General features: G+C 52.1%; 21 protein-coding genes. 5 read left to right on the top strand and 16 right to left on the bottom strand.

Annotated elements, in window-relative coordinates; translation table 11 throughout:
- Nucleotides 1-24: 24 nt before the first annotated feature.
- Both AC50X8_RS12335 and AC50X8_RS12330 read left to right on the top strand, forming a co-directional pair.
- Entirely contained in the window at nucleotides 25-1,026 is a 1,002-nt protein-coding gene (locus AC50X8_RS12335) for an NAD(P)/FAD-dependent oxidoreductase (protein ID WP_494879965.1), read from the top strand.
- A gap of 116 nt (nucleotides 1,027-1,142) precedes the next feature.
- Complete coding sequence (locus AC50X8_RS12330) at nucleotides 1,143-1,382, top strand: hypothetical protein (protein WP_150131491.1); 240 nt, start codon at nucleotides 1,143-1,145, stop codon at nucleotides 1,380-1,382.
- 4 nt (nucleotides 1,383-1,386) lie between these two features.
- Here the strand turns inward: AC50X8_RS12330 and sda are convergent, their stop codons facing one another.
- The 3 genes from sda to AC50X8_RS12315 all read right to left on the bottom strand — a co-directional run bounded on the left by sda (nucleotide 1,387) and on the right by AC50X8_RS12315 (nucleotide 4,553).
- A complete protein-coding gene (gene sda, locus AC50X8_RS12325) occupies nucleotides 1,387-1,530 on the bottom strand; it encodes a sporulation histidine kinase inhibitor Sda (RefSeq protein WP_056039437.1) in 144 nt (47 codons plus the stop codon).
- 314 nt (nucleotides 1,531-1,844) lie between these two features.
- The gene (locus tag AC50X8_RS12320; RefSeq protein ID WP_056039434.1) at nucleotides 1,845-2,519 is read right to left on the bottom strand and encodes a YheC/YheD family protein; all 675 of its coding nucleotides are present in this window, start codon (nucleotides 2,517-2,519) and stop codon (nucleotides 1,845-1,847) included.
- Nucleotides 2,520-2,645: 126 nt separating this feature from the next.
- Entirely contained in the window at nucleotides 2,646-4,553 is a 1,908-nt protein-coding gene (locus tag AC50X8_RS12315) for a beta-L-arabinofuranosidase domain-containing protein (protein ID WP_494879964.1), read from the bottom strand.
- 139 nt (nucleotides 4,554-4,692) lie between these two features.
- Here AC50X8_RS12315 and AC50X8_RS12310 point away from each other — a divergent pair, with 139 nt between their 5' ends.
- Nucleotides 4,693-5,562: an AraC family transcriptional regulator gene (locus AC50X8_RS12310; RefSeq protein ID WP_494879963.1), complete on the top strand. Its 870-nt coding sequence runs from the start codon at nucleotides 4,693-4,695 to the stop codon at nucleotides 5,560-5,562.
- A gap of 214 nt (nucleotides 5,563-5,776) precedes the next feature.
- On the opposite strand, the gene AC50X8_RS12305 is transcribed toward AC50X8_RS12310, so the two are convergent.
- The 3 genes from AC50X8_RS12305 to AC50X8_RS12295 form a co-directional block, all read right to left on the bottom strand.
- Complete coding sequence (locus tag AC50X8_RS12305; protein ID WP_494879962.1) at nucleotides 5,777-6,802, bottom strand: dienelactone hydrolase family protein; 1,026 nt, start codon at nucleotides 6,800-6,802, stop codon at nucleotides 5,777-5,779.
- A gap of 254 nt (nucleotides 6,803-7,056) precedes the next feature.
- Nucleotides 7,057-9,222, bottom strand: coding sequence for a DNA topoisomerase III (locus AC50X8_RS12300; protein ID WP_494879961.1), 2,166 nt, complete (start codon nucleotides 9,220-9,222; stop codon nucleotides 7,057-7,059).
- A gap of 96 nt (nucleotides 9,223-9,318) precedes the next feature.
- Nucleotides 9,319-9,639: a YnfA family protein gene (locus tag AC50X8_RS12295; RefSeq protein ID WP_099521380.1), complete on the bottom strand. Its 321-nt coding sequence runs from the start codon at nucleotides 9,637-9,639 to the stop codon at nucleotides 9,319-9,321.
- A 152-nt stretch (nucleotides 9,640-9,791) separates the two neighbouring features.
- On the opposite strand from AC50X8_RS12295, the gene AC50X8_RS12290 reads away from it, so the two are divergent.
- The gene (locus AC50X8_RS12290; protein WP_494879960.1) at nucleotides 9,792-10,943 is read left to right on the top strand and encodes a metallophosphoesterase; all 1,152 of its coding nucleotides are present in this window, start codon (nucleotides 9,792-9,794) and stop codon (nucleotides 10,941-10,943) included.
- A gap of 183 nt (nucleotides 10,944-11,126) precedes the next feature.
- On the opposite strand, the gene AC50X8_RS12285 is transcribed toward AC50X8_RS12290, so the two are convergent.
- From AC50X8_RS12285 to AC50X8_RS12265, 5 genes are all read right to left on the bottom strand, one after another.
- Nucleotides 11,127-11,534, bottom strand: a complete 408-nt coding sequence (locus AC50X8_RS12285; RefSeq protein ID WP_494879959.1) for a hypothetical protein — start codon at nucleotides 11,532-11,534, stop codon at nucleotides 11,127-11,129.
- On the bottom strand, nucleotides 11,535-11,675 hold the full coding sequence (locus AC50X8_RS12280; protein ID WP_494879958.1) for a hypothetical protein: 141 nt from the start codon (nucleotides 11,673-11,675) through the stop codon (nucleotides 11,535-11,537).
- A 25-nt stretch (nucleotides 11,676-11,700) separates the two neighbouring features.
- On the bottom strand, nucleotides 11,701-12,519 hold the full coding sequence (locus tag AC50X8_RS12275) for a substrate-binding periplasmic protein (protein ID WP_056039422.1): 819 nt from the start codon (nucleotides 12,517-12,519) through the stop codon (nucleotides 11,701-11,703).
- A 37-nt stretch (nucleotides 12,520-12,556) separates the two neighbouring features.
- Entirely contained in the window at nucleotides 12,557-13,420 is an 864-nt protein-coding gene (locus tag AC50X8_RS12270; protein ID WP_235533244.1) for an SDR family oxidoreductase, read from the bottom strand.
- Between the two features lie 244 nt (nucleotides 13,421-13,664).
- Nucleotides 13,665-14,468: an alpha/beta hydrolase gene (locus AC50X8_RS12265; protein ID WP_494879957.1), complete on the bottom strand. Its 804-nt coding sequence runs from the start codon at nucleotides 14,466-14,468 to the stop codon at nucleotides 13,665-13,667.
- Nucleotides 14,469-14,694: 226 nt separating this feature from the next.
- On the opposite strand from AC50X8_RS12265, the gene AC50X8_RS12260 reads away from it, so the two are divergent.
- Nucleotides 14,695-15,891: a copper amine oxidase N-terminal domain-containing protein gene (locus tag AC50X8_RS12260; protein WP_494879956.1), complete on the top strand. Its 1,197-nt coding sequence runs from the start codon at nucleotides 14,695-14,697 to the stop codon at nucleotides 15,889-15,891.
- A 125-nt stretch (nucleotides 15,892-16,016) separates the two neighbouring features.
- Here the strand turns inward: AC50X8_RS12260 and AC50X8_RS12255 are convergent, their stop codons facing one another.
- The 5 genes from AC50X8_RS12255 to AC50X8_RS12235 all read right to left on the bottom strand — a co-directional run bounded on the left by AC50X8_RS12255 (nucleotide 16,017) and on the right by AC50X8_RS12235 (nucleotide 21,870).
- Complete coding sequence (locus AC50X8_RS12255; RefSeq protein WP_056039412.1) at nucleotides 16,017-17,489, bottom strand: gluconokinase; 1,473 nt, start codon at nucleotides 17,487-17,489, stop codon at nucleotides 16,017-16,019.
- Nucleotides 17,490-17,600: 111 nt separating this feature from the next.
- Nucleotides 17,601-18,365 carry an ABC transporter permease gene (locus tag AC50X8_RS12250; protein ID WP_056039409.1) on the bottom strand — a complete coding sequence of 255 codons (765 nt, stop codon included), beginning with the start codon at nucleotides 18,363-18,365 and terminating at the stop codon, nucleotides 17,601-17,603.
- A 38-nt stretch (nucleotides 18,366-18,403) separates the two neighbouring features.
- Nucleotides 18,404-19,174 carry an ABC transporter ATP-binding protein gene (locus AC50X8_RS12245; protein ID WP_056039406.1) on the bottom strand — a complete coding sequence of 257 codons (771 nt, stop codon included), beginning with the start codon at nucleotides 19,172-19,174 and terminating at the stop codon, nucleotides 18,404-18,406.
- On the bottom strand, nucleotides 19,171-20,520 hold the full coding sequence (locus AC50X8_RS12240; RefSeq protein ID WP_056039403.1) for an LLM class flavin-dependent oxidoreductase: 1,350 nt from the start codon (nucleotides 20,518-20,520) through the stop codon (nucleotides 19,171-19,173). Before AC50X8_RS12240 ends, AC50X8_RS12245 begins: the two co-directional genes overlap by 4 nt.
- 6 nt (nucleotides 20,521-20,526) lie before the next feature.
- Complete coding sequence (locus tag AC50X8_RS12235) at nucleotides 20,527-21,870, bottom strand: LLM class flavin-dependent oxidoreductase (RefSeq protein WP_056040097.1); 1,344 nt, start codon at nucleotides 21,868-21,870, stop codon at nucleotides 20,527-20,529.
- Nucleotides 21,871-21,873: the final 3 nt, after the last annotated feature.

Genomic DNA, 21,873 nt, shown 5'->3' with positions numbered 1-21,873 from the left:
TACAAATATATGGAGGTGCCTACGTTGTCTCAAACTGAACTACCTGAAAACATTGTCGATATCGCAATTATTGGCGGCGGTCCCGCTGGCCTGTTCGCTGCTTTTTACGGCGGCATGCGCCAAGCATCCGTTAAGCTTATTGAAAGCATGCCCCAACTTGGAGGACAACTGGCTGCTCTTTATCCAGAGAAATATATTTATGACGTTGCAGGCTTTCCGAAAGTTACGGCGCAAGAGCTTGTTGACCGCCTTGTGGAGCAGCTCAACCATTTCAAGCCTGAGATTTGCCTAGAGCAAAAAGTTACACAGGTCGTCAAAAAAGATGAGCGCCTGTTTGAAATTACGACTGATACAGAAACCCATTATGCGAAGGCCGTTATTATTACAGCTGGCGTAGGCGCGTTTGAGCCGCGTCGTCTGGAGCTTCCAGAGGCTGCCGCTTACGAGAAGAAAAATCTGCATTATTTTGTCGGCGATCTGCAGCGCTTTAAAGACCAGAACGTCCTGATCAGCGGTGGCGGCGACTCCGCGGTTGACTGGTCGCTTATGCTGGAGCCGATTGCAAAGAGCGTGACGCTCATTCATCGCAGAGACAAGTTCCGCGCGCATGAGCACAGTGTGGAGAACCTGATGAATTCCAAGGTCAATGTGCTGACTCCGATGGAAATTACCGCGCTGCATGGCGAGGACCAAATCGAGAAAGTTACGCTTGCCCATGTGAAAACGAAAGAAACGACAGAGCTTGATGTCGACGCCGTTATTGTCAACTTCGGCTTCGTTTCCTCCCTTGGCCCAATTGCCGAATGGGGCATTGAGATTCAGGGCGGCTCCATCGTTGTGGATACCCGCATGGAAACGAATATTCCTGGATTGTTCGCCGCAGGCGATATTACGACTTACCCAGGCAAGCTCAAGCTGATTGCTGTCGGGTTTGGAGAAGCTCCAACAGCGATTAATAATGCTAAAGTATATGTAGATCCGGAAGCGAAGCTTTCCCCGGGCCACAGCAGCAATATGAAGCTGTAAGCCGGAGACGCTCGCAGCCTTCCATACATGCAAGGAAGTAAATACACACAAATAAGGGTATTCTACCTTGGAGCGATGCATAGCATTAAGCGGTGCATGCCAAGGAGGATACCCTTATGTTTTGTCCAGTCTGCAATGGCATCAAGAGAGTGGAAGTAAATTGTGACAAGTGCAATGAAGCGATGAACGATTGCGGGCGTACGCTGGAATGGAGTGATCCTTATGCTCCATACGAGCCTGTATCCATCTCCGGTTCCGCTCGCAATCAGATAGGCGATGCAAGTTGTTTACATACGGCACTGTGCCCAAGCTGCGCGCATACGATAGAAGTGTGCATAAGTGAATGGCAGGAATAACGTCTCAGGCTGTAATGCGCACATCCTCGTCTGTCAATTGCCTTCGCTTCATTTCATAAAGCAGCATTTGAATAAATTCCTGATCTAGCTTAGACTGGACCGCCGCATAGTAGGTGTCCTTAAGAAAATCGTCGGACATAAGCTCCATAATCGGCACTTCCTTTCTTGGCTTTTCTAATGCTTCACCATATTATCACGGGTATAAACGATAGAACAACCGTTCTGGTTATACACAACTGCTTGTGGACAGGGTGTGCATGGCGTGTGTATAAACGTCGAATCTTGAGGATTCGCGCTGTGTACATTGTGGATACGGTTATACACAGTCTCAAATTTTACCATTTCCATAAAAAACTTTAATTACAATCTCTTAATCTATCAATCTTATCGTTTAATGCCATTAGTTAATTTTCCCTCTTATGGAAATTCAGTTAGGAAGCAAAAAAATAAACCCTTTCGGGTTTATTGCGGCCGCGTATTCACTTCGAAAATCCATATCTTCCCGCTCTTGTCGATGCCATAATCGAAGCCCAACTGTCCAATGCCCGGAAACCGGCTTTCCAGCAGCTGTGTCGCCTGCACCGTCAATTCTCTCATCTTCGATTTTTTTGCCCGAACGACTGTACCGGAAATCGAGCGCCTGATGCCTTCTGCCGCGCTAACCATCGTTCCGCCTCGACAGAGGTTCGTTACGAATAAGCCCTCTCTAGCAATTCTTCCTACCATGGAGCGATAAACCCAGCCTCTATCGGTCTTTACATATTTCACGCGGTAATCGATCGGCCTGCTGCCGACGGACGCAAGAAGGATGCCTTTTTGTATAATATAAGCCCTTCCCTTGCGTTGTTTATCAAGCGCGCTCTTCAGAGCATTAAAGCTGCTGAATTGCTTTTTCTTTGCATAGTAGGTGTAAGAATAGCTTGCGCTTCCATCCTGCGTCACCTTAATAACCCCGTGCCCGCCTGCTCCGCAAACCGGCTTGATGACAACCATTCGATGCGTTTGCAGCATGCTCCTCAAGTTTTCCCCAGTATACCGTCTGGTAGGGGGAATATGCGGGGCAATACCCGCGTGTGACAATAATACGGCCGTCTTCGCCCACTTGCTCGCCAACTGCCTGCCCTGATGCTCGCTCAAAAACTACCAGCTCCTTTCCTGCTTCCTCCTCCATAGCATATGTCGGCAAGACGTCTGTCTCTTGGATGATTGACGCAGGTAAGAAGCCCCTCTTGTAAAGGCTGCGAATGCCAGCTAGACCTTTATTTAGTTTGGCTTAATTGAAAAATAAACCGTATACGCCTCTTCCTTAACCTCGTACAGCGGGATGAACCGAAAACCGCGGTCGATGCCTGCCGTCCGGTAATAGCCGCTATTCCACCAGCTGTGATTGCGCTCGCGGTCAGGCGTCAGCAGCGCAGCCGGATGGGCTGGATCACCAGCAAGATGGCGCTCCTCCGCTGTCAAGCCTGCAAGGACGACAGGACCATCGAGAAAAGCAACTTTTCCATCGTCGCCCGGAAGCGGCTCAGCCTTCAGCTCCTTCGGCAGCTCCACCGTGATGATATCTCCATCCTCCCACTGGCGGGCCAGCTTAACGAAGGAGGAAGGCGCATATAAGTCCGCTTCTGCTGGGCGCCCATTAATAGAAATGCTCGCTTGCCCGCCCAGCCACCATGGCATACGCAGCTTAAGCGCGAAGGCGATGGGCTGCTCCGTGCGGATAGTCAGCTTATACTTCATGGCATTCGGACGATGGATGGGCAGCGGCGGGGTATTTACTTTTGTAATAGCCTCCATCCCCGTAACCGACCAATTATTCAGCGGATAGTCCCCATATTGACCATCTTGCTCAAGCTGAAGACGAATGGCACAGCCCTCCCATTCATAGACCAGCTCCGATGAAAGCCACTGGCATACCGATATCCCCTCCTGATCTGCCAGAAAAATCTGCGAAGCGTAGGCAGCATTGGCCTGCACCAGCGTCCCGTGGCAGCACCAGAAATGCTGAGTTGGTGATCCCCACGCCTTTTGGCTGCCCGCTCCCATGCCAAGAAAATAGGAAACCATGCCAGTATCGCCATGCTGGTGCGCCAGAACACCATTTACAAAACGCCGTTCCCAATAATCGGCATACGCTGCCTCACCGGTCCAGCGCAGCAGCGTATGGGCCAGCCGCATCATATTGTAATTGCAGCAATGCTCTTGACCGACGCCAAGCCTTGCCCCCATGTCTCCAGCAGGCATCCACAGCTCGCCATTATCACCCGCACCCGTTGCCACATATCCTCTATCCGTTACCGCGTTTTTCCAGAAGGCTTCAACTATTTTGCGATATCTTGCCTCGCCCGTTACCTCCCATGCCCGCGCAGCACCCAATATTTCAGGAATTTGCGTGTTGGCATGCTTGTTCGTCAGCACGTCCTGCCCTTCAAGCAGCGCATCGAAAAATCGCCGCCGGTCATATTTTTTAATGAGCGCCAGATGCTTCGGATCACGAGTAATGCCATACAGATCAGCCCATGCTTCCAGCATGCCGCCCGTCTCCAAATCAAGCAGCTCGTCCATTTCCTGCTCGGAAAAGCGTGCCGTCCATTTGTGGAACCATGCCGCCAAGCCATTCATAATGGTCAATGCCTTCTGATTGCCAGTCAACACGTACATCTCGTGCAATCCCATAAGCAGCTTGTGAATGGTATAATGCGGCGCCCACACAAATCTTCCTTGTGCCATGCGATTCATATACGTCTGGGGAAAAGCGGCCAGCCACTGTCCATCATTCGCCTGCTGGCATCTTTCAAGCTCCGCTACAATAAAATCGGCTTTCGCTCTCACCTGAGCATCTCCCGTCTGCGAGTAGATCCGGGCAGCTGCAGACAGCCAGTGCCCCATCATATGTCCGCGCAGCTCGCAGGTTGGCGATTCCCAGCCCCAATGCCAATGCTCAGGGCCATCGCTGCTCGTCGTAGTCGCGCTCGTTGTACCCCCATTCCCGCTATAGCTCCACAGCCCGGCTTCCAAATAAAAATTGCGGAGCAGATTCTCATCCGTGAGGCTCATTATATATTTCTTGTTCAGCTCAAAGCGGGCTTTAAGCGGCCCCGGAGATAGCTTCACTTTGCCAGCGGCAAATTCGCTCAGCGCATGCTTGGCAGATAAGTTCCTCTTATTCATCGTCTGCACCCTTCCAGCACAATATTTGTTTTTCCTCCTTAGTCTAAAACGATATAATAAAAGGCGTACATGCACATCGATTAGCAAAACCTATCCTTTTTTTGTGCCAATCAAATAAATCGAACATATGGAGGCTTCTATGGATGCCCACCTTACCTTAACAGCCGATCGTTTTCCATTAGTACGGGACATTGGCTGGAACCAGACAGAGGAGCTATACACGCATCCCGATCGCACGCTGGATTATCATGTTTTTTTGTACGTGGCAAGCGGCAGCATGCAGGTGGAGGAGGAGGGAGTACCCTTCCTAATCCAGGCCAAGCAATATTTATTTTTGAAAAAAGGACTTCATCATTGGGGACGGCATAAAACGGCTGCGGGTACGCAGTGGTATTGGATTCATTTTAATATGGAAAATAGTGAGGATCATGAAAATACCCCTTATAAAGAAAAGGCCCCGCTGCCGGAGCTGGCCCTTTATTATCCCGATCATTATCAATATAGGCTCACTTTGCCAAAGCAGGGCACTGCCTTTCCAGGCATGGAAAACCGTTTGAACGCGCTGATGAAGATGCCCCAGAAGGTGCGATCTCATCAAATGACGAGAACTAGCCTCAGCGTATACGAGCTGCTTCTGGATCTTCACCAAGCGTCTACACTGGAAAGAAAAAGCACAGGGGCTGAGGAAATTTCCGAGCGGATTATCGCTTTTCTGGGGTCGCATAGCTGCGAGCCTTTTTCAGCCAGTCATTTGGCAGCTGCCTTAAACTTGAATTACAGCTATCTTTCCGCTACATTCAAGCGCGTAACCGGACAAACCATCATTGAGGCGCATACCAGACTAAGGCTCCAGCACGCCGTAGCGCTAATGCGCAGCAGTTCCTTAAACATTTCTGATATTAGCGATCGGCTCGGGTATCAAAATCCATTTTATTTCAGCAGAGTTTTCAAAAAAATGTACGGCGAATCTCCCTCCTCTTACCTAAAGCAATTTTACCGTCCCTATTAAGGACAATGTCGATGGTATTGTCCATCCATTGCAGGGCGGCTTTACGCATGTAGGCGTGTAGGCATGTAGGCATGCAGCCGCTATTCACTGGCTGGCGGAAAGAACAAAGAGGCAGCCCGGCGGCAGCCTCTTTGTTCTTTCTAAATGGTCTATTTTGATGGGTAGGATAGCATTTTTCGCTTATACTTTGCCTATATTACCCTTTCACCCTCCCCTACATGGATAGCGTTTCACGCAGCCAATTATAGGAAACCCGCCCGCTAATTTCATGGACACCCGGGAAAATATCGGATTGCAGCTGCCCCGGCACGCCTTCGCGTTCATAAATCGCCTGCAGCTCTGCTGCCGCTTTTTTAAAGCCCTCAACCGGGAAAATCGGATCGTTTTGCCCAGATTCCAGAAACAGTGGACGCGGCGCAATTAGCCCGATCAGCTCGGGAAGCTCGGCGTGGGCCAGCAGGCCTGGGGTATAATTGTCGATGCAGTGATGCACCGCAAATATGCTTTCCTTAAACGTATTCGTAAAGCCAGTCAAAACAACTGCCTTTATTCGTTCATCCAGCGCTGCGGCTACATATGAGATAAGTGCTCCGCCGGAAAATCCCATCGCCCCTATGCGGGCTGCATCTACCTCTGGCCTGACCGCCAAATGGTTAAGCGCTTCCAGCACTTCGGCCGTCCGAAGGCCCGTTAGCGTTTTGCCCAGCATCATGAGTTGGGTGGACAATCTGTAGCAGGAGCTTGGTGCATCGGGATTTTCCTGCAAATCCGCATCCAGCCTCCGTTCACCGAAGCCGACGACATCGGGCGCAATAACAACCATGCCGCGCTTCACCAATTGGACGGCAAAATGCTGATGAATGTTAGGCTCTCCATGGTCTTCCGTGCCGTCCGGAAGCAAACCGACGATTTCCCTGCTGCCATAACCATGTCCATGCACCGCCAATACACCGGGCAGCTGCCCGCTCTTTGCGCCGTCTGGAATAAGCACATACGCTGCGAAGGACAGCCCCGGTGTAGCGGATAGCTCCACCCGTTCCCTCGTATATCCATCGCATTGGACCCGTTCGAGCACGACAGGCTCATGCCCATAGTTTGATTCAAAAGAACCTATCGCTGATGCAAGCTCTCTCTTTAATTGCAGCCTTCTTCCTTCCCTGCTCTCTGCTTCCGCCGCTTCACGATGCGCATCAAGCGCTTCCTCATAAAGCCGATTTAATAGCTGATCCGCTTTCCACATGAACGTTCCTCCTGCCACTGCCAAAATAGTTGCTTCACAACCGCGTTCTTTCTCAAAGAAAACGCTTACGAAAACGATTATATTCCCTATGCCCCTATAACGCTAAAGCCAACGATAACACTAGTCAAGCCTATTTATAAGAAAAAAGCTTCCAGCCTGCTTTTTTATCGCAGGCCGAAGCTTTTTGGGGTTATCCCCATACTTATTTGCTGGCTATCTTGTTTATTAGCTTGCTCGCTAACTTGCTTGATTCCTTACTTGTCGTCTTCCTGCTTGCTCATAGCTGCCTTGAGGGCATCCGCCAAGCTGTTCGAGAGCGACACATTATCGCTGAATTGATTGATCAGTTTTTTCTCCTGATGCTTATTAATCCGGCCGCCCTGTTTATCGCCCAGCATTTCAATGACGTTGCATGGTCGGCACTGTGCGTATTTTCCGGCTTTGCCGTCATGAATTTCCATCTTCTTGCGGCATTGCGGGCAGCGCTTGTTCGACAGCGCCGGCTCAGCCGAGCGGCGATAGCCGCATTCCCGATCTGGACATACAAGCGACTTGCCGCGCTTGCCCTTCACTTCCATCAAGTGCTTGCTGCATTCCGGGCAGCGCGAATGCGTCAGATTATGAGGCTTGTATTCCTTTGTCTCATTTTTCACCTCTGCCACCCATTTGCTCGCCTGCTCGCGAATGCCCGCCATAAATTTCGCTGGGTTGCCCTTGCCAAGCGCAATCCGCTCCAGCTCCCGCTCCCACTCAGCAGTCAGCTCCGGCCGGCGAAGCTCCTCAACGACAATTTCAATCAGCTGCCTGCCTTTTCCCGTTGGCGACAGCTGATTGCCCCGACGCTCAATGGTGTCGGTTCCGAGCAGCTTCTCAATAATATCCGCGCGCGTCGCTGGCGTGCCCAAGCTATACTTCTCCATTCGGCCAAGCAGCGATGCTTCCGTATATCTTGCAGGCGGCAGCGTCCGCAATTCCTTGAAGCGGGCTTGCTTAATCGGCAGCGTCTGCCCCATGCTCATGGCCGGCAGCAGCTGCTCCGGCTGGCGATCCGCCTCGCTGCGTGCTTTATCGTCGTCTTCATCGTCATCGTCGCTAAAGCTTCCGCTGCCAGCTCCGCTGTAAAGCTCTTTCCAGCCGCTTTCCTTCTGCACCCGGCCTTTGGCGTACAGCTTATCGCTTCCAACCGCCAGCGTAACGCTCGTCTCATCATAGCGGTACGCTGGCGAGAACAAGGCTAGAAAACGGCGGACGATCAGATCATACAGCTTGCGCTCCTCCGCGCTTAACGCAGACAAATTAACGTATTGCTCCGTTGGAATAATCGCATGGTGATCGCTCACCTTGCTGTCATCAACGAATCGCTTCGTCACAGTTAGCGGACCGCGCAGCAGCTTGCGGGCAAAAGGCGCATAAGGCCCGACCGCCACGCTTTCCAGCCTGCTTTTGAACGTCGGCACGATGTCGCTCGATAGATAGCGCGAGTCGGTACGCGGATAAGTGACGATTTTATGCTGCTCATACAGCTTCTGAAGCACAACCGACGTCTGCTTCGCCGAGAAGCCCAGCCGCTTGTTCGCGTCGCGCTGCAGCTCCGTCAAGTCATAGGCGCCCGGATGCGGCTCCGACTTTTCGACTGTACGCAGCTTGTCGACCTTCGCGCCCTTTCCCTGCAAGCGGGCGACGACTGCCCCTGCTTCATCACGGCCCCATACACGTCCATCATGGCCATCCTGCTCGCGCCATACCGCCTGGAAAGTGCCCATATCGGCAGATACCGTCCAAAACGGCTGGGACTGGAACTGCTCAATTTCCTTCTCCCGGTCCATCAGCGCAGCGAGCGTCGGCGTCTGCACGCGTCCTGCCGCCAGCTGTGCATTGTATTTGGTCGTCAAGGCACGGGTGACATTCAGTCCAATTAGCCAGTCCGCCTCGGCGCGGCATACCGCAGATGCATACAAATGGTTATATTCCGCTCCCGGCTTCAGCCTGCTAAAGCCATCCTTGATCGCTTTATCCGTCTGCGACGAAATCCAGAGCCGTTTAAACGGCTTGCGCCAATGCACCAGCTCCATAATCCAGCGGGCAACCAGCTCGCCCTCACGCCCGGCATCCGTTGCGATAATAAGCTCGCTAATATCAGAACGCTTGCACAGCTGCGCTACCGCCTTGAACTGATGCGACGTTTCCTTCATCACCTTCAAGTTCATTTTAGGAGGCAGCAGCGGCAAATCCTCCAAATTCCAGGCGCGGTATTTCGGATCATATTCCTCCGGCTCCGCGAGGGTAACCAAATGGCCAAGTGCCCAGGTTACCACATATTTCGGGCCTTCTATGTAGCTTTTATTTTTGTTCGTACAGCCGAGCACACGGGCAATTTCCTTTGCCACGCTTGGCTTTTCCGCGAGCACTAATGATTTCATCTCTTCCATTCGCCCCATTCGTCCAGCTTGTAAAGCTATATTATCCTTACAAATGCTAATGTTGTCAAAAATAGTTCAAGCATGACGCCTAAGCAGCTATCCTCGCGGCGCCCACAAAATAATCGATACGCCGACCAGACATACGGCAGCGCCAATCCAATCGTAAAGATCAGGCGTCCGCTTGTCTACGAGCCACCCCCAAAGCACCGCCATTGCGACAAACACGCCGCCATATGCCGCATACACTCTGCCAAAGGTCGGAAACGATTGCAGCGTAGGCAAAATCCCGTACAGCACCAAGATCCCACTGCCCAATATGCCGTACCAATAAGGCTTTCCTTCGCGCAGCCAAAGCCACACCAAATAGCCGCCGCCGATTTCTGCAAGCCCAGCAGCAATAAACAATAAAATTTGCATAATTAAAGGCAACGCTAAAGCCCCCTTTTTCCCTCTAGTCTATGACTCTATTTTACCTGACAATTGCCGTTATGCTATAGTATTGTCACCATGAAGGATAATAGATGCTTTGACTTAATCTCATGCACAATGATAATGACTGGGGAGTGCAAATGTTGAAACCGCGTTTGATCGGTACAATCGCTTTAGTATTATTTATTTTTGTGGCTATTAACGCTTATATTGGCTGGAATGGATGGGTTTATTTATCGGCCTTGACTTCTCTGGACAATCCTCTGCCCTATGCCTTCGCTGTCGCCATTATTTCTATCTCTTATATCATTGGAAGACTTCTTCAACCTGTAGCACCTCTGCGCAAAATAGGGCGTGTGTTCAAGCTCATCGGCTCCTACTGGCTCGCGGTAATGGAATATGCGGTGCTGCTGCTTCCTCCAGCAAATCTGATTTATTGGCTGCTGACGAAGCTTGGTATCTCCGCCTCTACAGCTCTGCTTGCAGTAGGCAGCGCAGTCGCCGTTATCATGTTGGCCATTTTGCTGCGCGGGAGCTGGAATGCGTGGTCGCCGGTCGTTCGCACTTATTCCATTACGATTGCCAAGCCAGCAGGACCACGCACATCGCTGCGTATCGGCATGGCCTCTGACATCCACCTCGGCACCATCGTCGGCAAACGCCATTTGGCGCGGCTTGCGAAGGCTATGGAGCATATGAAGCCCGATTTGATTTTGCTGCCTGGCGACGTCATCGATGATGATATTGCCCCCTATTTGGATGACAATATGTCCGAGGTCATGAAGCGTCTGCGTGCGCCGCTCGGCGTCTACGCTGTGCTTGGCAATCATGAATATTATGGCGGACACATTGCCCGCTTCATTGCGGAGATGGATGCTGTCGGCATACGCGTCCTGCTGGACGAGAGCGTGAAAATTGACGACGGCTTTTACATCATTGGCCGCAAGGACTTAACCGCGAAGCGATCAGACCCGGAAGGCCGTCAATCCGTGAAGGAGCTCGTCGCAGCGCTTGACGCTACCCTGCCGCTCATCATGATGGATCATCAGCCCTCCGATCTGGAGCAGGCTTCGCTGCAGGGCATTGATCTTTCCTTGTCCGGCCATACCCACCGCGGTCAAATGATGCCGAACCACTTGTTCACAAGACGGCTGTTCGAGCTGGACTGGGGCTTTTTGAAAAAAGGACAGCTGCATGCCATCGTCTCCTCCGGCTTCGGCACTTGGGGACCGCCGCTTCGCATCGGCAGCCGCGCCGAAATTATTCAGCTCAACGTCGAATTCCGTCCATAAGCTGCACACGCTTGCCGCTATACTTTACCTGCTGGATTTTACCTGATGGATTGCTGCTGACTTTAGCAAAAAAACAAAAAGACTGGCGATGACCTTATCGGGTGCCTTCTTGCACAGCCCGATGCGTCGCCAGTCTTTTTTATGCCCATGCGTTTATTGATTGCACGCTTATTGATCATTCGTTTATTGGTTGTTCGTCCGAACCTGTTGAAAGGTGCGCCCCACCCAGCCAAAAATAACCTGTGTTTTAATGATTAACATTAATCCTAGCCCCAGCTTCACTATGCATTCCATTATGACAGCCCAGTTGGAATAAAGAAACGGCTGCGTTACTGTATAGCTCGTTTCATTAACTTGCAGAAGCTGAATAATCGTTGACGCGAGCGTAGGCAAGGTTAGCACAATAAGGATGACGCCTGTAAGCGACAACGCAAGCTTGTAAAGCTCGCCGCTGGCGAATCGAGTAGCTGGAAGCGCCTCTGCGGCGTCTTCTACTTGGCCTTGCACAATACGCAGTACGAGGCCTTCTGCCTTCGACCATAGAAAAACGCTTGCCGCCACATAAACGAGGCCTGGCAGTACCAGAGACAACTACGCCCACGCCGATACATGAGCATCGCTGCCGCTCAGCATAATAGGCGCTACTACATCCATCAGCCTTCCAATGCCTGCTACCAAAAAATAAATCGCCAACACGCGAATAGCTGTAAAAGCAAATTGCCGTTGTTTCATGTGTGTTCCTCCTTCGTTTTCCCCATTATTGCAGCCATTTGCTGTACAGCACATCCGCATCGCCATTTTCCTGCAGCCTGTGTATGACCTGATTGACGACCTGAAGCAATTCGGTCTGCCCTTTGACGACAGCTATCCCGAAGCCTTCTTGGGTAAATGCGCCGCCTACCAGCTCCAAGTGTGCCTCGGGATAATGCTGATTGTAGCTGACCTGCTTTAAATAATCGTTAAATACGATATCTACCTCGCCAGAGCGCAAGGCTTCCATACATTCCGCTACCGAAGCATACGATCGTATTTTAATTTCTTTGCCCTGCGCAATAAGCGCTTCTGCTTCCCGCTCGCTGGTCGCCTGCGTTTTTACACCAATCGTCTTGCCAGTCAAATCATTAAGCGAGCGTACCGAATGATCGCTCATCCGCTTGACGATTGCCATGCCGGAATCCAAATATTTATCCGACATATCGACGGTGCGTTCCCGCTCCTCGGTAATATACATACTGGCTATAACCATGTCGGCTTTACCCAGCTGCAAGGCGTTAAGCAGCTCAGCAAAGGGCATTTTTTTCCATTCAATGTCTACGCCAATTTCGTCTGCAATCGCTTGCGCCAAATCCACATCGTACCCTATAAACTCGCCTGTCTCTTCATCCGTATATTCAAACGGGTAATTTTCGGTTGTGGCGATAACCAGCTTGCCCGACTGTTTAATGATTGGCAGCCATTGCAGCATGGCAGGGTTGCTTCTCTCAGGCTTCGGCGCATCCTTCGTACAGCCAGCCAGCATGAGGCTAAACAACGCAAGCAGCGCGATAGCCGACTTGACAGCTGCTTTCTCAAACATTCAAACAACCTCCCACGATAACGCCCCCCAGCTCGCTTTATTTCGCTTGCTTTCTGTGTTCAAGCTGCTGCTCGCTCCATTCCCAAAGCCGCTTGGCAGCCTGCTCATCCATTGCTTTAGCAGACACTTCCTCCCTTTTTTGCTTATAAAAATAGTGCCCGCTTACCGCTCCGCCTTCCTCCGAGCTCGCCAAATACAGCGCCGTCTGCGCCCCCTGCAGCGAAGTTAAGAAAAAAGGCCGCAGCAGCGCATGCATGCTTTTGCCGAATCCCGTCTGGCGGTTAACGCCGAGCGACGTTCCTACCGCTCCTGGATGCAGGCAATTAACCGTCACCTTCGTATGCGCCAGCCGCCTAGCCAGCTCCTTGGTGAACAAAATATTGGCCAGCTTCGATTGGGCATAACCCTTTACTACACTAAAGCCTCGAGTCAGATTTATGTCTTCAAAATGGATTTTCCCCGCTTTATATGCGCCCGAGGATACATTGACTACTCTGCCCTGCGGTGATCGCTCCAGCAGCTCCAATAGCGATGTCGTCAGTAAAAAATGGCCCAGATGATTAACGCCGATCATACTTTCATAACCATCCTTGGTTAGCTCGCGCTTCAGCGATACAACGCCTGCATTGTTTAGCAGCACATCCAGCCGGTCGTACCGCTGCTTGAAAGCTTCGCAAAAGGCAGCAATGCTCGCAAAATCTCCAAGATCACAGGCCATCAGCTCAATATGCGCAGCACCGCTTGCGGCAAGTGCCTGCTGCCTTGCGGCTTCGCCGCGCTCCAGGCTGCGGCAAGCCATAATAACGTCCGCGCCAGCCTTAGCCAGCTCCGTAGCTGATGCCAATCCCATGCCCGCATTTGCTCCGGTAACAAGTACGATTTTCCCTCTCATTTGCATCATGCTTCTCAGCTCCGCTTCTCTATCTATATCGTCATAAGCCGATTATAAGGGTGACGCTTATAATGGCTTATATTTATAAAAAGGCCTCCGGCTTTTCCCGGAGACCCTGTGACTGCTGCTGCACCAAATGCCCAAGCCCATAGCAGCAGGCCAGCAAGCCCTTAGGACCAATCGTCAGATTGAATGAATAATTCGCTCCCGCGCCCTGCTGCTGTACTCATGCTGTTCGCTATTGTAGCTATCGTTACTGAACCTCTAAATCTTCCGTAAAGCCGTGTTTTTTCAGCCAGTTGCCGCAGCATAAGCTCCAAGTATGCGCTTCAGGATGGTCATAGGCAAGGCCGATGCCATGTCCGCCGCTCTCATAAATGTGCATTTCATAAGGAACGCCGCTGCTAGCAAGCGCTGCTGCAAACATTAAGCTGTTCTGGACCGGAACGGCCCCGTCATCTGCGCAATGCCAGAGGAAGGTCGGCGGTGTCTGCTCCGTAACTTGCAGCTCGTTCGACAGCTCCCTGCGAAGCTCCTCAGGCGCATCATCACCAAGCAAATGGACCAAGGAGCCATCGTGACGGAACTCCCCTAGCGAAATAACCGGATAACACAGAACCATCGCATCTGGGCGGCTGCTTGCACGTTCGATCGGATCGGAGCTGCTGCTGTCTCCGGCATCAAAATGCGTGCCGACTGTGGAAGCCAGATGACCGCCAGCCGAGAAGCCGAGTATGCCAATACGCGCGGGATCAATGCCGAACTCAGCTGCCTGGCTTCTGACGATCCGCATGGCGCGCTTCGCGTCACCGAGCGGAATAGGATGCTTATGCGGAGCTACACGGTAATGAAGAACAAATGCATGCAAGCCTAAATCATTTAACCACTTAGCAATTGGCTCTCCTTCATGATCGGCACGATAGCGATAACCGCCGCCTGGAAGCACGATGACTGCTGCTAGTGGCTTACCCGACTTGATAAGATGAGGCACTAAATACGGGCGCTCACCTTCCACATTTTCATAAGCTGATTCTGGCCATAATGCTATTTCCGTCATATGCGAAACCTCCGAATTAACATTTTATGCTAATGATAGCCCTTGCTTCAAAGCCATTATACATGAATTCCACTTGGAGTATGTCAATTCCTTCATCACGTTAGACAACTAAATCGAATTTTATTCAGCCAAAATTGTAACTATTTGTAGTGTGGCTGCGTCTTTAATTTTAGACTAAGCTTAGAAGGCATGGCAATAGCAACGACCTTAAATAGGAGGAATAAGGATGAAACGTTTACGCACTGCTTTTACAGTCATTCCAGCAATCAGCCTCGCAGCTTCGTTAATGGGAGCGCCTCTTGCATCAGCAGCACTTCCAGCAAGCAGCAGCGATTACATAACAGCGGCGGCAGTTGCACCAGCCGCCAAGAAAATAACGCTTAAGGTGAACGGAAACTCCTATGTGACCGAATCGGCCCCTTTTATATCACAAAGCTCGGTGTATATGCCGCTTCGTGAGGTTGGCGAGCTGCTAGGAGCCCTTGTGTCTTGGGATGCAGCAGCCAAAGCCGTCACGATGAGCTACCCGGGACATCTGGTTACGTTGAAGGTCGGGTCCACGGAGGCGATCAACAACGGCAAGCAGATCAAGCTGAACACCCCGCTGCAAGTGATTAAAGGCCATGTCTACGTACCGCTGCGCTTTTTCTCGGAATCCATTGGGGCAAGCGTGACTTGGAAACAGGCCGATAACACAGTAGGGATTAACCAGAAGGTCACTTATCAAACGGGTGGCAGCTTGCAATCCGGCGCAGCATGGCTAGATACGGCAACTGGCAATCTGTATACGGCGCTTGGCAAATCCGATATTCCCCAGCTTGCGGGCAAGCTTAAGCTGGATGCAGACATCGCCGGCTACTGGGGCCTTTCAACTAAAGCAATCGGGACCAGCGGCCTTATGGTATCCATTCTCTTCAACTATGGCGAGCCTAGCGTTCAGTTCCAATCCCACGCCGCTTATATTAAAGATCATAAGCTGGTCAAGCAAGCTGCTGCGAAATACTTCAAGCGCTATGAGCCTAACATCGTCGCCATGAACAACAACCCTTTGCTGACGGACGGCAAAACGTTATCTCTGCTGGACAGCAGCGGAGCCACTTTGGAGGAATATGATCTTCCCAAGCTGGGTGGCAAAGATGAAGTGTATGCCGTGCTAGGCATGGGCCAAGGCTACCTAATTATTCGTCCTAACCAAACAGGGCTGCTTACTTTAGTCGATTTGAAGACGGGCAACGCTACGCTTCTTTATAAACAGTTCTTGTCTGCTGCCGAGCAGGAATATGCGGAAAAGAACGACATTCCTTATTATGGCGATGAGCTTGCTTTCACTGGCGAAACGTCCAAAGGCGTCCTCAGCTTCTCCTATCGCAGCGCCCTCGATGGCAAAAGCTATACCTACAGCTATTCGCTGAATAAAGCGTAAACGGCTAATGCTTATGTTTAAATAATAAAACAAGCCCCGATAGCGATTTATTACCGCTGCCGGGGCTTGTTTTATTGGCGGCTGCCCGCCTATTAAATGGCGCGGCTTAATGATTAGGCTGCCCTTTAGAAAAAGGCTGCCATCGTCTTCGCCAGCTTTTCATAATTCGCATAAATTTCTTTGTAGCGCTTGCTCATCTCCGGGTTCGGCACAACAGGCTTGTCCATTGGAATATGCTGCTTAATTTCCTCATAGGAGCTCGCATAGCCAGTTGCTACTAGTGAAGTCCAAGCGGCGCCCCATGCGGCGCTATGATGGTTTTCCGAAACGTATATTTCGGCGTCGAAAATATCCGCCATCATTTGCAGCCAGAGCGGCGAGCGGGACAGCCCGCCGTTCACATACATTTTTTGCGGCGCGCCCGCCAGCTTCTCCAGCGCCTTGCCAATTTGATACAGGTTGAACGTTACACCCTCAAGCACCGCGCGAATTAAGTGTGCCCGCTCATGGGTCATCGTTAAGCCGTAGAAATTGCCCTTCGCCCGCTGATTCCACAGCGGTGCCCGTTCGCCGTTCAAATACGGCAGGAAAAGCAGGCCGTCCGCGCCGGGAGCAATCTTTTCAGCCTCAGCCAGAAAAGCCTCGTAGCCGCCCTCATAATTCAGCGTGTCCTTCAGCCATTGCAGCGCAATGCCGCCATTGTTCGTCGGGCCGCCGACGATATACGTGTCCTTCGTAAAAGAGTAGCAGAACGTCTCGCGGCTATCGCTCACCTTCGCCTGATGCGTGAGCTGGCGGATTGCCCCGCTCGTCCCAACAGATACGGCAACCTCGCCGGGAAGAATCGCTCCAATGCCGAGGTTCGACAGCTGCCCATCCGCAGATCCAATCGCGAACGGCAAGTCCCTTGAGACGCCCATTTGCGCAGCAATATCCGCATTCAGCCCCGAGAGAATTTCCGTTGGCGGCACGATTTCGGACAGCTGCGCTGCTGAAATGCCCGTTAACGCCAGCAGCTCTGGCTCCCAGTCCAGCTTGGCTGGATTGAATAAGCCGGTTGCCGAAGCCATCGCATAATCGATTTTGCGTTGTCCGAACCAACAATAAAGCAAATATTCCTTAATCGACATAAAATAGCTCGCTTGCTCATAAGGCTCATAGTTATTTTCTTTCATCCACAGCAGCTTCATGAGCGGCGTCATCGGGTGAATCGGCGTTCCCGTCGCCTTGTACACCTGCTCCCCGCTTGCTTCCAGCAGCGCTTCCGCCTGGCCCGCGCTTCTTCCATCCGCCCAAATAATCGCCGGAGAAGTCGGATTCCCAGCTGCGTCAAGCGTCAGAATCGCATGCATCGCCGCCGAAAAACCGAGCGCCAGCAGCTCGCCTTCCTCTACCTTCGCCTTCTCAATCGCTTCTCTAATAGCGAGCACGGCCGAGCGCTCGATTTCCACCGGGCTTTGCTCCGCCCAGCCCTGCTGCGGGTAGTAGAACGTATTCATTTTCTCCACATCTGCGACCAAATGGCCGTTTCGATCAAAAATACAAGCTTTCACGCTGGTTGTCCCCAGATCAAGCCCGATTACCAGCTCTCTTCCCATCTCTCATCGTCCTTTTCGTCTCCAGCTCCGAAGGGCCGTATTTTCCGCTTGCTATCGTTTTATTATAACTGATTTGCGGGACGAATGAGCGGTATGGGTTGTTTTTTTGCATTATCCCCGGTAGTTATCCTGCCACTTCAGCAGTCGGCGCTCCAGCAATCGTACGGCCGAGTCGGCCAGCTTGCCAACAGCGGCAAACACGAAAATGCCAACGAACACGGCGCCTGTCCGCACATACGATCTGGCATCCTGAATCAGATAGCCGACGCCGCTGTCGGCTCCCATTAATTCAGCTACAACGAGGCACAGCCATGCTATGCTGAGCGATAGGCGAAGGCCCAGCAACACGTTGGGCAAGGCGGCGGGGAGCATCAGCTTCGTCACCTGCTTGTAACGGCTAAACTCAAGCACGCGCGCTACGTCGAACAGCTTTTTATCGACACCCCTGACACCGAGAAAGGTGTTCACATACAGCGGGAAAAACGCACCCATTGCAATCAACAGCACCTTGGACAGCTCGCCAAAACCAAACCACAAAATGAACAAAGGAGTAATTGAGAGCAAAGGCACGGTCCGCAGCATCTGTACGGTAGGATCAACCAATTCCTCGACTTTTACATACATGCCAACCAATAAGCCAATAAGCAGCCCCAAGCTCCCGCCCAGTAAAAAGCCGAGCGCGGCGCGCACGACGCTAATGCGGATATGATAGTACAATTCCCCTGAAAGGAGCATCGCGAACAGATCCCCAAAAATGGAGCTTGGTGCTGGAAAAAGCTTAGGGTCTGCCGCTCCCGACCAAGACGCCCACTGCCATAGAAGCAGCACGCAGACCGGGATAACAGCCCCTTTCCACCATTTTCCTGATTGTTTCATATTATCTCCTTCATGTTGGTATCACGATGCCTCTATCTTTAAATGACCCAGTTTTCCTCTGGCTCCTCCTGCTTCTCCAGCACTCGCATGACTTGAGAACGCAGCTCTTGAAAGCCTTGGCTATGCCGCGTGCGCGGATAGGGCAAATCATTGCGAACAATCTGCTTGATTCGCCCTGGCCGAGCATCCATAACTACGATTCTTTCGGATAAAAAAACCGCTTCGTCGATATCATGAGTGACGAGCAGCATCGTCGCCCGATTATTGCGCCAAATGTCCAGTAGTGCTTCCTGCATATGCGTGCGGGTGAATGCGTCGAGCGCGCCGAAGGGCTCATCCAGCAGCAGCACCTGCGGGCTTTGCATAAGTGCCCTTGCAATAGCGACCCGCTGGGACATCCCGCCAGACAGCTCCTTCGGATACGCCTTCTCAAACCCTTCCAAACGCACCAGCTTAATCATCGCATCCACCTGCCCGCGAACCTCTTTATTTCTTAGCGATTGATTAGCAGCAATATTCCGCTCCACCGTAAGCCACGGGAAAAGGCGATGCTCTTGAAAAATAAACCCTTTGTCGCGGCTGGGCTTGCCTGTATCGACCCCACCAAGCAGCACGGAACCCTCGTAATCGGCATCGAGTCCGGCGATAATTTTGAGCAATGTGCTTTTGCCGCAGCCGCTCGGCCCGATGATGGTAACAAATTCGCCGGGACTCAGACTCAAATGAATGTCAGCGAGCACATGATTCTGCTTTTCCGCCCTGAAGGTTTTGTCCACCGCAATCAATTCCAGCTTGCCGCTGCCGCTCATGCGTCCACGCCGCTTTCTTGCCGGGCATAGCGGCTGGCAGGACGACGCAGCCCCAAGTTTTCGCGCAAGGTGCCGCCTTCATATTCCGTGCGAAACAAGCCGCGCCGCTGAAGCACCGGAATAATCTTTTCTACAAAACTATCCAGTCCGCCAGGCATGTAGGGCGGCATAATGTTAAAGCCATCTGCCGCCTCCTCGCGCAGCCATACTTCCATCTGGTCCGCAATTTGTTCGGGCGTTCCAATCACGGTAAGATGACCCCTTGCCGAAGCAAACCGCAAATAGACTTCCCTCACCGTCAAGCCTTCTCTTCTAGCCGTCTCCATCACCAGCTGAAAACGGCTGCGAGTGCCGCCAGCCTCCTGCAGCTCTGGGAACGGTTCGTCGTCGCCATAGCCCGAAAGATCAATATTATCGAATACGCCGCCTAGCAAGGCAGTACCGATTTTGCGGTCCACCAGCTGTTGAAGCTGCTGGTAGTTCGCTTCGGCTTCTTCCTGTGTGTCCCCTATAATAGGGAACAAGCCGGGCATTATTTTAATGTCATCACGGGAGCGGCCGTTTGCTTCCGCGAGTTCTTTTACTTGCTTATAAAATTTCTTTGCGCTGTCCAACTGATTTTGCACCGTGAATACGACATCGGCATTTTTTGCCGCGAATTGCTGCCCAGTCCCGGATGATCCCGCCTGAATAATGACCGGACGCCCTTGCACGGGACGGGCTACGTTCAGCGGCCCCTGTACGGAGAAAAATGTCCCTTGATGGTTCAGCACATGTACTTTATCCAAGTCAAAATACTCGCCGCTCTCCTTATCCGCCTGCACCGCATCCTCATCCCAGCTATCCCATAAACCGGACGCCACCTGGAAAAATTCATCCGCCCGCTCATAACGAAGCTCATGATCAAGAATTTCATCCTGGCCAAAATTGTGGGCTTCGTCATTCAGCGCCGACGTTACGACGTTCCAGGCCGCCCTGCCATCGCTAATATGATCAAGGGATGCGAATTTGCGCGCAGCATGATAGGGCTCATTAAAGGTAGTCGAGAAGGTAGCCGCGAGGCCGATATGCTCCGTTACAGCAGCCAGATTCGACAGCAGCGTCAGCGGCTCCAGCTTGCCATAGCGGTCGGTCAAGGCCGATTTGTATGGCAGCGGAACGGCGAGATCATCGGCCAGAAACATCAGATCAAACTTCCCTCGCTCTGCCGTCTTGGCAAGCTGTTGATAATAGCGAACGTTGTGGCTTTGGAGCGTAGCCGTCTCAGGATGCCTCCATGCAGCGGCGTGATGCCCCGTGCTTTGAATAAACAAGCCCAGCTTTAATTGTTTTGGCGTATCGCTCATTTTCAGCTATCCCTCCTTCGCCGTATTGACGGTTGCTGCGAACTGGCTGATTGGACGGCGGAGCCCCAGGTGGTCCCGCAGCGTATTTCCCGCGTATTCGGTGCGGAACAAGCCTCTGCGCTGCAGGACGGGAACGACCTGATCGACAAATTCTCCCATGCCCCCCGGCAGTAGCGGCGGCATAATATTGAAGCCGTCGCAGGCTGCGCTGCGGAACCAATCCTCCATGACATCGGCAATTTGCTCCGGCGTGCCTCGCACCTTCATATGTCCACGGGCTACGGCAAAATGCAAGCCAAGCTCGCGAATCGTCTGCTTCGTTCTCCGCGCCGTCTCCACGATGATTTTCGCCCGGCTAGTATTGCCCTCAAGCGGGATATCCGGCAGCTGCTCATCAATGGAATAGCCCGATAAATCCACATTCAGCATTCGTGATAAATACGTGACGCCTGCGGATGGCAATATCAGCTCGTAAAACTCCTCTTCCTTCGCCTTTGCCTCGGCTTCAGTCGCACCTACAAAATACATCAGGCCGGGCAATATTTTCACATCGCTTGCCTCTCTCCCGAATTCGGGAAGCAGCCCCTTCACATGCTTATAGAAGCGGATCGATTCTTCTTTATCCTCGCATGCTGTAAACACAACATCCGCCCCGCTTGCTGCGAACCGTGATCCAGCAGGGGAAGTCCCTGCCTGAATAATGACCGGGCGTCCCTGCGGAGACCTTGGAATATTAAGCGGCCCCAGCACCGAGAAGGACTCGCCGCGGTGCTCCAGCAGATGCACCTTCTCCTTGTCAGCAAACAAGCCTGCTTTCTTGTCCCATAGAAGGGCGTCATCCTCCCAGCTATCCCATAGCGCATTCGTTACATCTAAAAATTCCCGCGCTCTATCATACCTGCTGCCATGCTCCGGCAGCCTCTCCATGCTGTAATTCAGCGCGTCTCCCTCCTTGGTCGAGGTGACCACATTCCAGGCGGCGCGCCCTTTGCTGAGATGATCCAGCGTCGAAAACCGACGTGCGACATTGTAAGGATCATTGAATGTCGTAGATACGGTTGCCGCAATGCCGATTTTATCCGTGATCGCAGCGAGCGCGCCAAGCACGGCAGTCGCTTCCGGGTAGACGAAGCGGGCGCTCGATTCCGCATCGCTCAGCGGGATTGATCCGGAATCCGCCAGAAACAGCATATCCAGCTTGCCGCGTTCCGCGCTTGCCGCCAATTCCTTGTAAAAATCCATACTAATGATTTCATTCGTATCCGTACCCGGATGGCGCCAGGCCGCAAAATGATGGCCAAAAGTAAACACAAAGGCGCCCAGGTTCATTTGTTCGTTCAATTGCTTCATGTC

The organism is Paenibacillus sp. JT22N15 (assembly GCF_059383755.1).
This window is presented reverse-complemented; position numbering and strand designations above follow the sequence as displayed.

Bases quoted from the DNA above. Each gene is read 5' to 3' on its own strand.
- AC50X8_RS12305 (WP_494879962.1), bottom strand. From the start codon at position 6,802: ATGTGGAAAGCGGATCAGCTATTAAATCGGCTTTATGAGGAAGCGCTT.
- AC50X8_RS12295 (WP_099521380.1), bottom strand. From the start codon at position 9,639: ATGCAAATTTTATTGTTTATTGCTGCTGGGCTTGCAGAAATCGGCGGC.
- AC50X8_RS12310 (WP_494879963.1), top strand. From the start codon at position 4,693: ATGGATGCCCACCTTACCTTAACAGCCGATCGTTTTCCATTAGTACGG.
- AC50X8_RS12270 (WP_235533244.1), bottom strand. From the start codon at position 13,420: ATGATGCAAATGAGAGGGAAAATCGTACTTGTTACCGGAGCAAATGCG.
- AC50X8_RS12330 (WP_150131491.1), top strand. From the start codon at position 1,143: ATGTTTTGTCCAGTCTGCAATGGCATCAAGAGAGTGGAAGTAAATTGT.
- AC50X8_RS12280 (WP_494879958.1), bottom strand. From the start codon at position 11,675: ATGAAACAACGGCAATTTGCTTTTACAGCTATTCGCGTGTTGGCGATT.
- AC50X8_RS12275 (WP_056039422.1), bottom strand. From the start codon at position 12,519: ATGTTTGAGAAAGCAGCTGTCAAGTCGGCTATCGCGCTGCTTGCGTTG.
- AC50X8_RS12235 (WP_056040097.1), bottom strand. From the start codon at position 21,870: ATGAAGCAATTGAACGAACAAATGAACCTGGGCGCCTTTGTGTTTACT.
- AC50X8_RS12240 (WP_056039403.1), bottom strand. From the start codon at position 20,520: ATGAGCGATACGCCAAAACAATTAAAGCTGGGCTTGTTTATTCAAAGC.
- AC50X8_RS12255 (WP_056039412.1), bottom strand. From the start codon at position 17,489: ATGGGAAGAGAGCTGGTAATCGGGCTTGATCTGGGGACAACCAGCGTG.
- AC50X8_RS12290 (WP_494879960.1), top strand. From the start codon at position 9,792: ATGTTGAAACCGCGTTTGATCGGTACAATCGCTTTAGTATTATTTATT.
- AC50X8_RS12260 (WP_494879956.1), top strand. From the start codon at position 14,695: ATGAAACGTTTACGCACTGCTTTTACAGTCATTCCAGCAATCAGCCTC.
- sda (WP_056039437.1), bottom strand. From the start codon at position 1,530: ATGGAGCTTATGTCCGACGATTTTCTTAAGGACACCTACTATGCGGCG.
- AC50X8_RS12245 (WP_056039406.1), bottom strand. From the start codon at position 19,174: ATGAGCGGCAGCGGCAAGCTGGAATTGATTGCGGTGGACAAAACCTTC.
- AC50X8_RS12250 (WP_056039409.1), bottom strand. From the start codon at position 18,365: ATGAAACAATCAGGAAAATGGTGGAAAGGGGCTGTTATCCCGGTCTGC.
- AC50X8_RS12300 (WP_494879961.1), bottom strand. From the start codon at position 9,222: ATGAAATCATTAGTGCTCGCGGAAAAGCCAAGCGTGGCAAAGGAAATT.
- AC50X8_RS12315 (WP_494879964.1), bottom strand. From the start codon at position 4,553: ATGAATAAGAGGAACTTATCTGCCAAGCATGCGCTGAGCGAATTTGCC.
- AC50X8_RS12265 (WP_494879957.1), bottom strand. From the start codon at position 14,468: ATGACGGAAATAGCATTATGGCCAGAATCAGCTTATGAAAATGTGGAA.